Annotated in this window: 10 protein-coding genes; 6 read left to right on the top strand and 4 right to left on the bottom strand. The window is 71.6% G+C overall.

Annotation, left to right across the window (positions count from 1 at the left end):
• Positions 1-3 precede the first annotated feature (3 nt).
• The 4 genes from E4A48_RS17450 to recC form a co-directional block, all read right to left on the bottom strand.
• Positions 4-339 (bottom strand): type II toxin-antitoxin system Phd/YefM family antitoxin, encoded by a 336-nt coding sequence (locus E4A48_RS17450; RefSeq protein WP_039004827.1) that lies wholly within the window; start codon positions 337-339, stop codon positions 4-6.
• 225 nt (positions 340-564) lie between these two features.
• Entirely contained in the window at positions 565-2,562 is a 1,998-nt protein-coding gene (gene recD / locus E4A48_RS17445) for an exodeoxyribonuclease V subunit alpha (protein WP_142742864.1), read from the bottom strand.
• A complete protein-coding gene (recB, locus tag E4A48_RS17440) occupies positions 2,559-6,377 on the bottom strand; it encodes an exodeoxyribonuclease V subunit beta (protein ID WP_142742863.1) in 3,819 nt (1,272 codons plus the stop codon). The genes recD and recB overlap by 4 nt, the downstream gene beginning before the upstream one ends.
• Positions 6,374-9,787, bottom strand: a complete 3,414-nt coding sequence (gene recC / locus E4A48_RS17435; protein WP_142742862.1) for an exodeoxyribonuclease V subunit gamma — start codon at positions 9,785-9,787, stop codon at positions 6,374-6,376. Before recC ends, recB begins: the two co-directional genes overlap by 4 nt.
• A gap of 491 nt (positions 9,788-10,278) precedes the next feature.
• On the opposite strand from recC, the gene E4A48_RS17430 reads away from it, so the two are divergent.
• From E4A48_RS17430 to E4A48_RS17405, 6 genes are all read left to right on the top strand, one after another.
• A complete protein-coding gene (locus tag E4A48_RS17430; protein WP_003466285.1) occupies positions 10,279-11,070 on the top strand; it encodes an ABC transporter ATP-binding protein in 792 nt (263 codons plus the stop codon).
• Positions 11,070-11,819, top strand: coding sequence for an MlaE family lipid ABC transporter permease subunit (locus E4A48_RS17425; RefSeq protein WP_003466288.1), 750 nt, complete (start codon positions 11,070-11,072; stop codon positions 11,817-11,819). The genes E4A48_RS17430 and E4A48_RS17425 overlap by 1 nt, the downstream gene beginning before the upstream one ends.
• Positions 11,820-11,920: 101 nt before the next feature.
• Positions 11,921-12,469 carry an outer membrane lipid asymmetry maintenance protein MlaD gene (gene mlaD, locus E4A48_RS17420; protein ID WP_004425475.1) on the top strand — a complete coding sequence of 183 codons (549 nt, stop codon included), beginning with the start codon at positions 11,921-11,923 and terminating at the stop codon, positions 12,467-12,469.
• Positions 12,466-13,131: an MlaC/ttg2D family ABC transporter substrate-binding protein gene (locus E4A48_RS17415; protein ID WP_039004822.1), complete on the top strand. Its 666-nt coding sequence runs from the start codon at positions 12,466-12,468 to the stop codon at positions 13,129-13,131. The genes mlaD and E4A48_RS17415 overlap by 4 nt, the downstream gene beginning before the upstream one ends.
• Entirely contained in the window at positions 13,121-13,435 is a 315-nt protein-coding gene (locus tag E4A48_RS17410; RefSeq protein WP_142742861.1) for an STAS domain-containing protein, read from the top strand. Before E4A48_RS17415 ends, E4A48_RS17410 begins: the two co-directional genes overlap by 11 nt.
• A 4-nt stretch (positions 13,436-13,439) precedes the next feature.
• Positions 13,440-14,510: an MlaA family lipoprotein gene (locus E4A48_RS17405; protein WP_039004820.1), complete on the top strand. Its 1,071-nt coding sequence runs from the start codon at positions 13,440-13,442 to the stop codon at positions 14,508-14,510.
• Positions 14,511-14,636: the final 126 nt, after the last annotated feature.

The following is a 14,636-nucleotide window of genomic DNA, read 5'->3' as shown; positions in this document are numbered from 1 at the left end:
CGGTCAGCTGCGCTTCTTGGCCGCGCGCTTGCCAGCGCTTGCCGCACTGCACGCGGCACGTCGCTGCTGCAGCTGGCCGATGGCCGCGTCCGCTTCGACCGTGTGGCCGGCGGCGATGTCGGCCAGTCCGCGCTTGGCATCGTCGATCAGCAGCAGATGGATGCGCTCGCGTTCCAGCCGGTGGTAGTAGTCCAGCCGGTCGGCGTCGATCAGCGCAACGTAGCTCTCGCCGTTCTTGGTGATGATCTTCTCGGCGCCGGCCTTCGCCTGGTCGGCCAACTCGGAGAGGTTGGCGCGTGCAAGGGTGAAAGGCACTATATCGCTGGCGGAAAAGCCCATGGTCGACTCCTGAAACCCGGATGACAGAATTCTGTACAGTCCATCTTGCCATCGCACCCGCAGGCCAGCAAGGCGAATTTTTCGCCACCGATGCCTCGCGTGCCGGCGATGTCGCGCAACCAGGCTTTCTTTGCCCACGCTGCTATCCGGCCCGCCGCGGAACCGCGATAGGCAAAACTGCCGTCCTGCCGTAGGTGATCCTGCCATCGCTCCGTTCCGCCTCCATTAGAACAACGCACCCTGCACGGGCGTGTCCGTGGATGTTTCCACCACTTGCGTGGCGGGTGCCGCCTCTTGCTCCCCACCCAAGCGCCACGCCAACCCCGAGATCCGCGCGGCATGCCTTGCCAGCGCGGCGCGCAACACGGCTTCGCTGGCGGCCAGGTGCAGGCGCTGGCGTGCGCGGGTGAGGCCGGTGTAGACCAGTTCGCGGCTGAGCACGCGCGCGTCGCGGCTGGGCAATTGCAGCCAGACGTCGTCGAACTCGCTGCCTTGCGCCTTGTGCACGGTCATGGCGAAGGCGCTTTCGTGCGCGGGCAGCGCGGCGGGGTGGAAGCCGCGGACCTGGCCGTCGCCCTCGCCTTCGAACCAGGCCACCAGGGCGCCCTGCGCGTCGCGTAGGCAGATGCCGACGTCGCCGTTGAACAGGCCGTGGCGGTAGCTGTTCTCGGTGACCAGCAGCAGGCGGCCATGGAACCAGGGCGAGGCGGCGCCGAGGCGGCGGGCGCCGGCGCCGCTGTCGGCCAGCAGGTGTTCGATGCGGGTGTTGAGGCCGCGGGCGCCTTGCGCGCCGGCGCGCACGGCGGTGAGCAGGCGCAGGCGGGCGGCGTCGCGCAGGGCGGTAGCAGGGTCTTCGGCGTCGGCCAGGGCGCGCCAGTGCGCGAGCAGGGCATCGCGGCGGGCGGCGAGCGGGTCCTCGCTGTCTTCGTGGAAGTGCACGCCGGCCAGTTCGCCGCTGCGCAGCAGGGCCAGGGCGGTGTCGGCGTCGCCAGCGCGCACGGCATCGGCCAGTGGGGCGAGTTCGAAACCCTGCGCCTGACGGTAACCGCGCAGCAGGTGCACGCGGTGGCCGGCCAGGCCGCCGCTGTGGGTATCGCTGCGGGTGTGGCCGAGCAGCGGGTGCAGCGCTTGCGCGTCGTCCGCTTGCAGGGCATCGCCGGGGCCGGCGGCCTGCAGGATCGCGGCGAGCACGTCGCCGGCTTCCACCGAGGGCAGCTGGTCGGCGTCGCCGAGCAGGATCAATTGGGTGCCGTCGGCGACGGCTTCGACCAGTTTGCACATCAGCGGCAGGTCGACCATGGAGGCTTCGTCGACCACGATCAGGTCGAACGGCAGCGGGTTGTCGGCATCAAAGCGGAAGCGCGGCACGTCGGGGATGACGCCGAGCAGGCGGTGCAGGGTGCTGGCGCCAGCGGGTAGCGCGGCGGCCAGGGCCGGGTCGATGCCGTGATCGAGCGCGCGCGCTACCGCTGCGCGCAGGCTTTCGGCCATGCGTTCGGCGGCGCGGCCGGTGGGGGCGGCCAGGGCGATGCGCGGGGCGGCGGTCGCGGTGGCCTGTGCTTGCGCGATGCGCAGCAGCAGCAGGCGCGCGATGGTGGTGGTCTTGCCGGTGCCGGGGCCGCCGGTGACCAGCAACAGGGCGCGGCGCAGGGCGAGTGCGGCGGCTTGGGCTTGGTGGTCGTTGGGGGGGGCGGTGATGCCCGTACCCTCACCCGCGCTTCGGGCGCCCTCACCCGAGGGGAGAAGGGAAGCGGCTGCGTTCGGGAACAACGTCGCGAACAGCGGTGCCAGAGTAGTGACGGCGAAGGGCGGCAGCGGTTGCGCGGCGAGGCGGCGCAGTCCCTGCGCGAGGCGGCGCTCGTATTCGCGGTAGCGGCGCAGGTAGAGCAGGCCGTGTTCCAGCACCAACGGGCAGTCGGCGGCCGCCGGTTCTTCGGGGGCGGGCTGGGCGATCCAGCGCGAGGCGGACAGGGCGCGTTGCCAGTCGGCGGGGTCCGGGAGGTGCGGCGGCGGGCCGTCGCGCGGGTCGAGCAGGACGTTGGCGCGGGCGGGGTCCAGGCCGGCGTGGCCGCTGGCGACGGCGAGCGAGGCCAGGGCGGCGGCGGACAGGACCAGGTCGGGGGTGGTTGGGTCCAGGCGGCTCAGGGTCTGGGCGAAGGCGTGGTCGAGCGTGCGCAGGGTGCCGCTGCGGTGCAAGGCGGCTAGCAGGTTGGGTTGATTCACGGGGTGGGGGCTCCGTGGTCGGACGTACCCTCACCCCAACCCCTCTCCTGGTGGGAAAGGGGCTCTAGAGCGGTGCCGGCAAAGAGGGCGTCCAGGGACTCGACCAGCTCGGGGTCGAAGCGCCAGGCGTGGACGCCCGGCGAGGGGTCGCGGGTGGCGTCGAGGCCACGGCAGAACAGGTAGCGCACGCCGCCGAAGTCGCGGGCGTAGGCGTATGTTTCGCCCAGGCGGAAACGCAGCCAGCGGTGCAGCGCGACGGTGTAGATCAGCGCCTGCAGTGCGTATTCGCTGTGCGCCATCGCCCGCGCCAACGCGTCGGGGTCGTAGCTGGGCAGGCGGTTGGATTTGTAGTCGAGCACGTACCAGCGCCCGTCGTGCTGGTAGGTGAGATCGATCAGGCCGGTCATCAGCCCTTCCAGGCGCTGGCGCGCGCCGAAGGCCTGGCGCTCGCCGACCACGCCGAAGCGGTGCAGCAGCGCCAGCAGCGCATCGACGCGGGTAGGCCGCATGGCGAAGTGGAATTCCATTTCGTTGCGGCGCTGCGGTGCGGGCACCGCGGCCAGGCGGGTGCCTTCGGGCAAGGCGACGGTCAGGGTGTGGCCGACCAGGGCGGTGAGCATGGCGGCGCCGTCGTCCAGTTCGTCCTGGGCGTAGCCGCCGCGCTGCAGGGATTCGACGATCGCCGCGGTCTGCCCGTCGGGTGCCGGTTGGCCGGGCACCCAATCGCGCCAGGCGGCGAAGTCGCAACGTTCGAACACGTCGTGCATGGCCACGCCGAAGCGGTTGCCGGTGAAGCGGCGGTCGAACGTTTCCACGTCCAGCGTCGTGGCGACCGCTTCGCTGGTGGAGGGCTCGTCGCTGCCGCCGCTGCCGACCACGGTGGCGCTGGCCATCGGGTCGGCGGCGGCGCCGGCATCGGCATTGGCGAGCTGGGTGAAGCTGTACACCCACCACTCCGGCACGACATGCCGCTGCGCCACGCGCGCCGGCGGCACCTGGATGGCGTCGGCCAACGGCAGGCGCGGCGGGGTGGTTGGCGGCGGGGTGGTGTCGATGGCGATGGCGGCGGCGCCGGCGGCGGCCTGCAACGCGTCCAGGTCGCCGACCATCGCCGCCAGCGCGGTGCGCTCGTGCTGGTGGAACGGACCGGTGGCGATCCACAGTGCGTGCTCGGCACGGGTCAAGCCGACGTAGAGCAGGCGCGCGTCCTCGGCGCGCTGTTCCTGCTTCCACGCCGCCTCGGCGGCGCTCCAGGCCGGGTCGTCCTTGCCTGTGTTCCAGTGCAGTTGGCGGCCGAGCGGCGGCGCGTGCACGACGCAGTGGCGGCCGGCGCCGCGCTCGCTGCGGCCGATGCCGACGTAGGGCAGGAACACCAGCGGATACTCCAGGCCCTTGCTCTTGTGCAGGGTCACGATCTGCACACGGCGCGCGTCCGATTCCAGGCGCAGCTGCTGGGTCTCGTCGTTGTCGTCGGCATTGGCGATGCGCCGCGACAGCCAATCGACCAGTCCGTGCGCACCGAGCGCGCGGGTGTCGGCTTCCTGCAGTGTTTCGGCCAGCTGCAGGTAGTTGGTCAGGCGGCGCTCGCCGTCGGCCAGCGCCAGCAGGCGCTGCGCGTGCGCGGCGCCGAGGTCGCCGATCAAGGCCAGTGGCCCGCCGCGCTGCCAGCGCTCGCGCCAGTCCAGCGCATGTTGCTGCCAACTGCGGTGACGGTCGCCGTTGTGTTCGAGCGCGGCGATCGCGGCGGCGTCCTCGCCGATCAGCACGGTGGCCAGCGCCGCGCGCAGGCGGCTGTCGTCGCCCGGGTCTAGCAGCGCCTGCAGCAGGGTCAGCAGTTCCAGTGCTTCGTCGGTGGCGAACAGGCTCTGCCTGCCGGCGGCCACCGCGGGTATGCCGACCGCGCCGAGTGCCTGCTGGATGCGGGTGGCCTCGCCATGGCTGCGCACCAGCACCGCGATGTCGCCGGCCTGCACCGCGCGGCCGCCAAGCGTCGCGGTGCCGGTGCGGCCGCCGGCCAGCCAGCCGCGAATCGCGGCGACGCAGGCGGCGGTGCACAGCGCGCGCGCGCGGCCGGCGCTCCAGGGTTTGGGCTTGCCTGCGGATGTGTTTTTGGCCGCAGACGCGGCCGGCGGCGGCGGCTCCGGCGCGCACCACACGGTCAGCGCCGGGGCGGTGGCGCCGTCGCGCTGCAGCTCGGCATCGTGGCGCTTGCTGCCGGGCTGCACCGGATGGAAGGCGATGCCGTCTGTCAGGAACGCCTGCGCATAGCCGGCCTGTGCGTACAGCGCGTCGATCGCCGCCAGCAACGCGGGGCGCGAGCGGAAGTTGTGGCCAAGCGGCGGCGCCAGCTCGGCATCGGCGGCCGCGGCCAGATAGGTCTGCACGTCGCCGCCGCGGAAGCCGTAGATCGCCTGCTTGGGATCGCCGATCACGAACAGCGCCGGTTCCAGCGCCGCCTCGCGCGCCAACTCGCCTTCGCCGAACACGTTGGAGAAGATCGACCACTGGCGATCATCGGTGTCCTGGAATTCGTCCACCAGGGCGATGGCGTATTGTGCGCGCAGCCGCCGCGCCAGCGCTTCGGCCTGCGGACCGTCGGGCTGCAACGCGTGCGCGACACCATCGACCAGGTCGTCGTAGGTCTGCACGCGGCGCTGGCGCTTGAGCAGGGCCAGCCGTGCGACCGCGTCGCCGCGCAGCGCGTGCAGCAGGCGGATGCGGCGCCTGGCGCGCGCTTCCTCCAACCGCGCCAGCGCGGCCAGGTAGCCGTCGACTTCGTGACTCATCGGCGAGGCCGGCGTGCGCCCGACGAATTTCTTGTTGGTGCCGGACTCCAGTTCCGTAGCGGTGAGCTTGATCAGCTTGGCGTGCGGCGCAAGGCCGGCCGCAGGCGCGGCGGCGAAGCCGTCGCACCAATGCCAGAGCGACGCCAGCCATTCCGGCTTGTAGCTGACCTTGCTCAGCACGCCGTCTTCGATGGCGGCGGCGATCGCTTCGAACAATGCGGTGCCGTGCGCGTGGAACGCGGCGGCCAGCGCGGCGGCCGCGTCCTGCACCTGCTGCGTGGCCGCAGCGACATCGTCGACCAAGACCGGTGCCGCCGGCAGCAGCTGCGGATGCCGCACCAGTTGGCGCAGGTCGCTGGCCAGCGCGTCGGGGCCACCCGGCCACAGCGCGACCAGGTCGTCGGCCATCGCCGTGTCGGCGGCGCGCTGGCGCCACAGGTCGGCGGCGACTTCGCCGAGCAGGTCGCGGTCGTTGGCCAGCAGTTCCGGCGCGGCGAAGGTCTGGCCGCTCTCCAGCGCATGCTCGCGCAGCACCCGGGCACAGAAACCGTGGATGGTGAAGATGGCGGCGAGGTCGATGTCCTCCACCGCTTGTTGCAGGCGGCGACGCAGCGCGGCGGGGGTTTCGTCGCTGGCAGCCAGGTGCGCGCCGAGGATGGCGCGGGTGAGTGCGGCGTCGGGCGCGTCCTGTAGGAGCGGCTTTAACCCCGACAGGTCGTTGGCGATCTCGGTCGGCGACAGGTCGTTCGCGCTCTCTGTCGCGGCTGAAGCCGCTCCTACAGAAGCAGCCGTAGGCACCAGCGTCGCTGCGAGCGCCAGGCGCTCGCGGATGCGCCGGCGCAGTTCCTGGGTGGCGGCCTCGGTGAAGGTGACCGCCAGGATCTGGCCGATGCGCAGGCCGCGCTCGACCACCAGCCGGGTGAATAGCGTAGCCAGGGTGAAGGTCTTGCCGGTGCCGGCGCTGGCCTGGATCAGGCGCACGCCGTGCAGCGGCAGGGTCAGGTACGGGTCGGGGGCGGGGGCGCTCATTCGGCATCCTCCTGCGCGCCGCGCCACTGCCGCCAGCTTTCGGCCAGCCGTGCCGGATCGAGCGCGCCGTCGGCGCTGCCGCGTTCGAGCAGGGAATACAGCGTGTGGCTGGTGGCAGCGAATTCGGCGAAGCGCTGCGCATCGGCGAACGGGTCGTGGCCGCGATGCACCAGGCGCAGTTCCGGCGTGTCCGCTTCGCTCCAGCCGAAGCTGGCTTGCCATTGCGCGGCGGCGTCCTTGATCGCCTTGTCGAGGTCGCCGTTGCGCGCGGCTTGGTGGTATTTCCAGCCGCTGTACGGGGCGAACGCCAGCGGCGCCTGCAGGCCATGCCGATACAGCCGCAGCAGGTCGGCCAGCGCCGCCTGCGCCTGCGCCTGCGACAGCGGTTCGGCCGCTTCCCCCTGCATGGGATGCGGGCCGAGGCCGTCGTCGTCTTCGAAGAAGCGCACGAACGGCACGCGTTCGCCAGCGGCACGCAGCAGCAGCCATTCCAGGCCGTGGCGGATCGTCGCGCGGCCGCTGAGTGCGCCGACCTGCACCCGCCCTACCCCGCTCGCGTACCAGTCGGGCAGGCGGCCATGCAGCTCGATGCCGTCGATCCGCACCTGCAACCGTTGCGACTGCGCCGGTGCGTCACCGCGCCACTGCGCGAACGCCTGCGCGTACGGGCGCAGCTGGCGCAGGCGTTCGTCGAGCAGGCGCCGGCCCAACGGCCCGGACGGCAGCAGCGCGCGGGCGCGCAGGCGTGCGTACAGCCCATCGGTGTTGTCGGTCAGCGCGGCCTCCAGCACCTGTTGCTGCAAGCCGTACTGGTCCAGGCCGCTGCCAGGCGCCAGCAACGGCTCCAGGTCGCTGTCCTCGCCGGCCGGGTCGGGCAGGCGCATGCCCAAGCGATGGCGCAGGAACTGCCCGGCCGGATCGGCGAACAGGCGGCGCAGGTCGTCGATCGAAATGCTCGTTGGCTGCGCCATATCGTCGGCGGGCAACGCAGCGGCCACCCACGGCGGCAGCGCCTGGCGCTGCCCGGCCAGGCTGTCCACCGCCGGCCGCCATTGCCGGCGATAGCTGAAGCGGCGCGGATCGGCGCCGTCTTCGCCAAGCGCACCGAACGCGGCGGCGGCGAACGGTTGCAGCGGGTGGCGCACGACCAGCGTGTCGATGGCCCGGGGATCGGCGTGGTAGTGCGCCGCGCTCGCCAGCAGTTCGCTGACCAGCACCGACGGCTCGCGCACGCTGCCGTCGCGCGCGTCGGCGCCGAGATAGCTGAGGTAGAACACGTCCTGCGCCGAGGCGAACAGCTGCAGGAACAGGAAGCGGTCGTCCTCGCGGGTGGAACGGTCGCCGTGGCGGCGGCGTGCGCTGCCGAGTTCGGCGGTGAGGCGGTTGAGGCCGGCGGCCGGGTCGCGGCGCGGGAAGTCGCCGTCGTTCATGCCGAGCAGGCAAATGACGCGGAACGGCAGCAGGCGCATCGGCACCATGCGGCCGAAGCTGATGCCGCCGGTGAGCAGCGGCGCGCGGGTGTCCGATTCGCCCAGCACCGCAGCGAAATGCGCGCGCACCACTTCGGCCGAGACCTTGCCGGCGTACTCGGCGCGCGCGGCGTCGCGGGCGAACTGGTCGATCAGGCTGCGCAACCGTTCCAACGCGCGTTGCGCGCGCGGCGCCGAAGGTGCCTGCGGGATCAGCGCATCGAGCAGGCCGAGCAGGCATTCGCGCCAGTCGGCCGGGGCCATCGGCTCGGCCAGCATGGCCTGGTGGCGGTCGAGCACGCGCAACAGCCGCAGCAACGTGTCCAGCGCGGCCAGGGCGCTGCCTTCCAGCTGCGGCCACGGCGCCACCCCGGCGATGTCGTCCTCGGCGCCGCTGGCGTGGCCGAGCAGCAGCCGGTCCAGCGCGAAACGCCAGGTGTAGGCGTCGTCGGTAGGCGCCTGGTGCTGGTGCCGATGCGCGGCATCCAGGCCCCAGCGCACGCCGGCGGCGTGCAGCCAGCCGCGCAGGCGTTCCAGCCCGGTTTCGTCCAGCCCGGCGGCCTCGGCGAGCGGCGCGCTGGCCAGCAGGTCGAGGATCTCGTACAGGCCGAAGCGCGACAGCGGCAGTCCGAGCAGGCTCAGGAACACTTCGGCCAGCGGCTCGCTGGCCAGCGGGCTGGCGTCGGCCAGCGCGTAGGGCAGCGCGTCGTCGCGGCCGTGGCCGCCGAACACCGCGTCCAGGTACGGCACGTACGGGTCGATGTCCGGCGACAGCACCGCGATCTCGCGCGGCTGCAGCGGCGGATCGAAACGCGGGTCGTCGAGCAGCGCGCGCAGCTGGTCGTGCAGCACCTGCAGTTCGCGCAGGCGGGTATGGCAGGCGTGCAGTTGCAGGCTGGGATCGACCAGATCCACCTGCGGCAACGGCGGCGGCACGGCCGGCGCGCGGCGCTGGAACAGATCGCTCTGCATGCGCCGCAGCAGGCTGTCGCCGAGGCCGCCGGCGGCGAGCGGGCGCTGGCCGGAGGCCAGCGGATCGGCGTAGACCGCGATCTCGGCCAGCGGATGCACCACTTCGTAGTCGCCGACCAGCGCCATGAAGTCGCGCCCGGCCGCGCCCCAGGCCTGCAGCAGCGGGTTTTCCTGCACCTGCGCGGCGAACAGGTCGACCGCGCCATCCTCGCGACGGCGCTGCCACAGCGTCTGCAGGTCGCCCCAGTAGCCCTGGGTCGGTGTGGGCAGGTAGAAGTGCAGCGTGCCCACGCGCGCCTGAGTGGCGAGGACGCGCAGCACGTCGGGCGAGATGTTGAGGATGGCGAAGGCGAACAGCCGCGTCGGCAGGCCTTGCGGCAGCGGGCCGTCGGGCTGCGCGTAGCGGTCCAGATACTGGCCGATGCGGCGCGCGCGGTACTGGCGGCCGCTGGCGATCCGGCGCCACAGCCGCGCCTGCGGATCGTCGGCATCGGCGCCGCTTTCCCAGCGCAGCAGCCAGTCGCGGCGCCAGGCCTGGTATTTCTCGAACACGTTGCCCAGCTCGCCGGCCAGCGCCCAGGGTTTGAGCGCGTCGCCATCGGCCAGGTAGCCGGCCAGCGGTGCCAGCGCCGCATCGCTGCCGAGATCGGCCTGCAGCGCAGCGTACAGCCGCCACTGGGTGGTGGCCATGTCCAGATCGTCGGCGGCCGGGCCGAGGTTGGCGTCCAACGCGCGCGCGACGAATTCGCCGGGCGTCAGAAATTCCAGGTTGGCGGCGACGCCGTGCGCGGCCGCCAGCGTGGACTGCAGCCAGCGCCGCATCGCCACCTGCGGGATCAGCACCACCTCCGGCGCCAGCAACGGCTGCTCCGGCACCGGCCGGCGCAGTTCCTCGGCGAGCAGGGCGGCCAGGGTATCCAGCGCGTTGGACGGGTACAGGCGGAAATCGGGCGCGGAAGGGGCGTGCATGCGTGCGGCATTGTGCCGGATGCGCAGGTGGGGCGTCGTTGCGCGATGGTGGGGTCGGCGGCGGTTCCTTCTCCCGGCGGGACCATGGCCCCCTTTCCGGGGGAAGGTGCCCCGCAGGGGCGGATGAGGGTCCGGGCGCAGTCTCGCGCACCCAATTCCGCGAGACGCTTTCGCGCCGCACCCTCACCCCAACCCCTCTCCCGGGGGAGAGGGGCTAGCGGCTTCACGAAGGGGATCTTGGCTTCGTTCAACTCCCTGCGACGGTCTCGGTTCACGCTTCCGGCGATGTCGCGGCACGTGCGCGGCCTTGGAAAACCTGCCGAGCCCGGCGTGGAAACTGCCAGCCCAGGCCCAATACACGCTTTTGCATGTACGGTATCCGCGGACCATGCGCACGCAGACGTCACGGATGCGACAATACTGCACGGCCCAGTTCGGTTAAGTTCAGCGGACTGGTTCAATCCTGTGTTGATTTTTCGTTAAAGGCCGCGATGGCGTCTTCCGAATCCAATGTGGTGCAGTTGTCGGGCGTGCGCATCGACCGTGGCGGCCGCGCGATCCTGCGCGATGTCTCGCTGGCCGTGCCGCGCGGCAGCATCACCGCCGTGCTCGGCCCGTCGGGCAGCGGCAAATCGACCCTGCTGGCGGCGCTGACCGGCGAGCTGGTGCCGGTCGCCGGTTCGGTCGAGGTGTTCGGCCAGGCGCTGCCGCGCGGCAGCCGCGCGCTGCGCGAAACCCGCAAGAGCATTGGCGTGCTACTGCAGGGCAACGGCCTGCTCACCGACCTGAGCGTGGCCGAGAACGTGGCGCTGCCGCTGCGCGCCCATACCCGCCTGCCCGAGCCGGTGCTGCAACGGCTGGTGGCGCTGAAGCTGCACGCGGTGGGCCTGCTCGCCGCCGCCGACGCCTGGCCGCGCGAGCTGTCCGGCGGCATGGCGCGGCGCGTGGCGCTGGCCCGCGCGTTGGCCCTGGACCCGCCGCTGATGATCTACGACGAACCGCTGACCGGCCTGGACCCGATCGCCTCCGGGGTGATCATGAGCCTGATCCAGCGCCTCAACGATACCCTGGGCCTGACCAGCATCATCGTCAGCCACCACGTCCACGAAACCCTGCCGATCTGCGACCAGGCGGTGGCCATCGCCAACGGCGGGGTGGTCTTCGCCGGCACCCCGGACGCGCTGCAGGCCAGCGCCGACCCGCTGCTGCAACAGTTCCTGCACGGCCGCCCGGACGGCCCGATCCCGTTCGATGCGCCGCCGCGCGCGCGGAGTGCCGCCTGATGGGCGCCGTCGCCTCGATCCGCGCGCTGGGCCGCGCCGGGTTGTTCTCGATCACCGTGCTGCGCGGCTCGCTGCCGACCCGCGATTTCCTGGCCGAACTGGTCCGGGAGATCTACAAGGTCGGCGCGCGCTCGCTGCCGATCATCGCCGTCGGCGGCGCCTTCGTTGGCCTGGTGCTGACCCTGCAGGGCTACCGTACGCTGCAGACCTACGGCGCCTCCGATGCGCTGTCCACGCTGCTGGGGCTGTCGCTGTACCGCGAGCTGGCGCCGGTGCTGACCGCCTTGCTGTTCATCGGCCGCGCCGGCAGTTCGATCGCCGCCGAACTGGGGCTGATGCGCGCCACCGACCAGATCAAGGCGCTGGAGTTGATGGCGATAGACCCGGTGGCCAAGGCGGTGGCGCCGCGCTTCTGGGCGGCGGTGCTGACCGTGCCGCTGCTGACCGGCATCTTCTGCTCGCTGGCGATCAGCGCCAGCTACTTCGAAGCGGTGCATGTGCTGGGCCTGGACAAGGGCACGTTCTGGTCGGCGCTGTCGAGCAGCGTGGATTTCTGGGACGACTTTGGCGTGGCGATGCTGAAGTCGGCGGTGTTCGGCGGCACCGCGGCATTGGTGGCCTCGTATGTGGGCTTCCACGCCGAGCCGACCATCGAAGGCACCTCGGTGGCCACCACCCGCGCGGTGGTGAACGCCTCGCTGCTGGTACTGATGTTCAATTTCGTGCTGTCGGCGCTGCTGTTCCAGTAAGGGACCGCGCGCCACCCCCCGCCCTCGGCGGCGGGCGCTTTCGCAACACCGGCCGCGGCACTGTCGCCGCGGCCCAGATGAATCAACAAGGTAGACACGTTATGGCTATCCGTGGTCCCCGTCTCGAGTTCGCCGTCGGCGCCTTCCTGCTGCTGGGCCTGGCCTCGCTGCTGGTGCTGGCGCTCGCCTCCACCAACCGCCAATGGGGTTTCGGCGGCGGCCGCTACGAGCTGACCGCGCGCTTCTCGCAGATCGGCCAGCTGCGCCAGCAGGCGCCGGTGAAGATCGGCGGGGTGATCATCGGCCAGGTGGCGAAGATCGAGCTGGATCCGGCCAAGTTCGACTCGGTGGTGACCCTGGCCATCGACGACCGCTACAAGGACCTGCCGGCGGACACCTCGGCTGGCATCCTGACCAGCGGCCTGCTCGGCGAGAGCTATGTCGGCCTGCAGCCCGGCGGCGACCCCGACACGCTCAAGCCCGGCCAGGAAATCGCCTTCACCCAGCCGGCGGTGGACCTGATCCAGCTGGTCGGCAAGTACATGTTCGGCGGCGGCAGCGGCAGCGGCGGTAACGCCGGCGCGACGCCCGCTGCCGCATCCTCCGCGAACACCGCCACTCCCTCTACGGAAACGGAACCCAAGCCATGACCAACACACTGCTTTCCGCCGCTCTCGCCGCCGCCCTGGCCGTCGCCGCACCCGCCGTCGCGCTGGCCCAGGCCGCGCCTGCCGCTGCCGCCGCGCAGCAGGGTTCGGCCAGCAAGGTCGTGCTCGACAACAGCACCCGCATCCTGACCACGCTGGAACAGCGCCGCGCCGAGTTCAAGAACAACAATACCGCGCTCAAGAAGTTCATCAACAGCGAGATGGACACGTCCTTCGACCGCGACTACGCCGCGCGCCTGGTGCTGGGCGTGCATGGCCGCGGCGCCTCCGATGCCGACGTCAAGCTGTTCGCCGACGCGATGGCCGACAACCTGATGCAGCGCTACGGCACCTCCCTGCTGACCTTCGAAGGCAAGCCGCAGGTGCGGGTGAAGTCGGAAACCCCACTGCCGGGCGGCCGCGGCGCCAAGGTCTCGACCGAACTGCTGCGCAGCGGCGGCGACCCGATCCCGGTCGACTACCTGCTGCGCAATAACGGCGGCAGCTGGAAGATCTTCGACGTGATGGTGGAAGGCGTGTCCTACGTGCAGACCTTCCGCAATCAGTTCGACACGCCGCTGCGCACCAAGTCGATCCCGCAGGTCGCGGCCGATCTGCGCAACGGCGCGATGCAGGTGGCACCGGCGAGCACCAGTGGCAAGTGAGCCACGCCTGCGCCGCGACGGCGACACGCTCGCGCTGAGCGGCGTGCTCGACCGCGCCGCGGCCACCGCGCTGTGGCCGGCGGCGCTTCCGCTGCTGGCCGGCGCGCGGGCGCTGGATCTGCGCGAGGTATCACGGGTGGACAGCGCCGGCCTGGCGCTGCTCGCCGAACTGGCCGCACGCCTGCGTGCGCAGGGCCAGGCCCAGGTTGCCATCCATGGCGCCCCTGCCGGCCTGACCGAATTGAGCGCCGCCTACCGGCTGGCGCCGACCCTGGATTTCCAATCTCCCCCGGCGGCGAGCTGACCCCATGAACGTGCTGCGTATCCTCACTTCCCTGGCCCTGGCCGCCGCGCTGGGCGCCTGCGCCGGCGCCCCCAAGCGCCCCCCGCCGCCGCCAGCCGCGACCGCGGTGCAGGCGACGCCCGCCGACACGGCGGTTGCCGATAGCGCCACCGGTGCGGCCATGGCACCGGCCACCGACGCCCAGCCGCCGCAGGCCGATGCCCCGATCGCCGGCGACGCGACGGCCGCAGCGGCGAGCGCGCCGCCGACCGGCGGTGCGGCCACCGCGGCCGAAGACGACTACGCCGCGCTGTACGCCAGCGACCCGTACAACCCGGTCGCCGATGCGACCCTGCCGGCCGGCGTCACCGTGCCGCAGAGCTTCGATCCGTGGGAGAAGTACAACCGCAAGGTGCACACGTTCAACAACGTGGTCGACCGTGCCGTGGCGCGGCCGCTGGCGCGCGCCTACGTCAACGTGGTGCCGCGGCCGGTACGGCTGGGGGTGACCAACTTCTTCGACAACCTCAGTTCGCCGCTGACCATGGTCAACCAGCTGCTGCAGGGCCGGCCGTTGCAGGCCGGGCAGACCCTGGGCCGGTTCGTGATGAACAGTACGCTGGGCATCGTCGGCATCTTCGATCCGGCCAGCGACGCCAAGCTGCCGCGGCGCAGCGAGGACTTCGGCCAGACCCTGGGCGCCTGGGGCTGGCGCCGTTCGCGCTACGTGGAGCTGCCGCTGTTCGGGCCGCGCACGGTGCGCGACGTGTTCGGCCTGGCCGGCGACGCGCCGCTATCGCCGCTGCGGCAGATCGAGGAGGACACCGTGCGCATTGGCCTGCAGGGCCTGCAATTGGTGGATACGCGCGCGCAGCTGCTGTCGCTGGACAGCATGCGCGACAACGCGCCGGACGAGTACCAGCTGACCCGCGACGCGTGGATGCAGCGCCGCACTTACCAGATCGAAGGCGACCTGCGCAGCCACAACAAGCGCCAGGACAACGATCTGCCCGACTATCTGCGCGAGGAAGAGACCAATCCGACCGTGCCGGTGGACGCGATGCCGATCCCGGAGTGGCGCGGCGGCAGTCGCTGAGCCGCGCGCCGCGCGCGTTTCTGGCGGTAAGCGAAAAGCCCGGCTTAGGCCGGGTTTTTTTATGACTGCATCCTTATTTCTGCAATTCCCCTTGCGGGAACATCGCGATTCTGAGCGGGTATCGCC

The sequence above is a fragment of the Xanthomonas translucens pv. cerealis genome (assembly GCF_006838285.1).
In the GTDB taxonomy this organism is placed as follows: domain Bacteria; phylum Pseudomonadota; class Gammaproteobacteria; order Xanthomonadales; family Xanthomonadaceae; genus Xanthomonas_A; species Xanthomonas_A cerealis.
The sequence above is the reverse complement of the archived record's forward strand: the minus strand, read 5'-3'. Positions and strand labels throughout refer to the sequence as shown.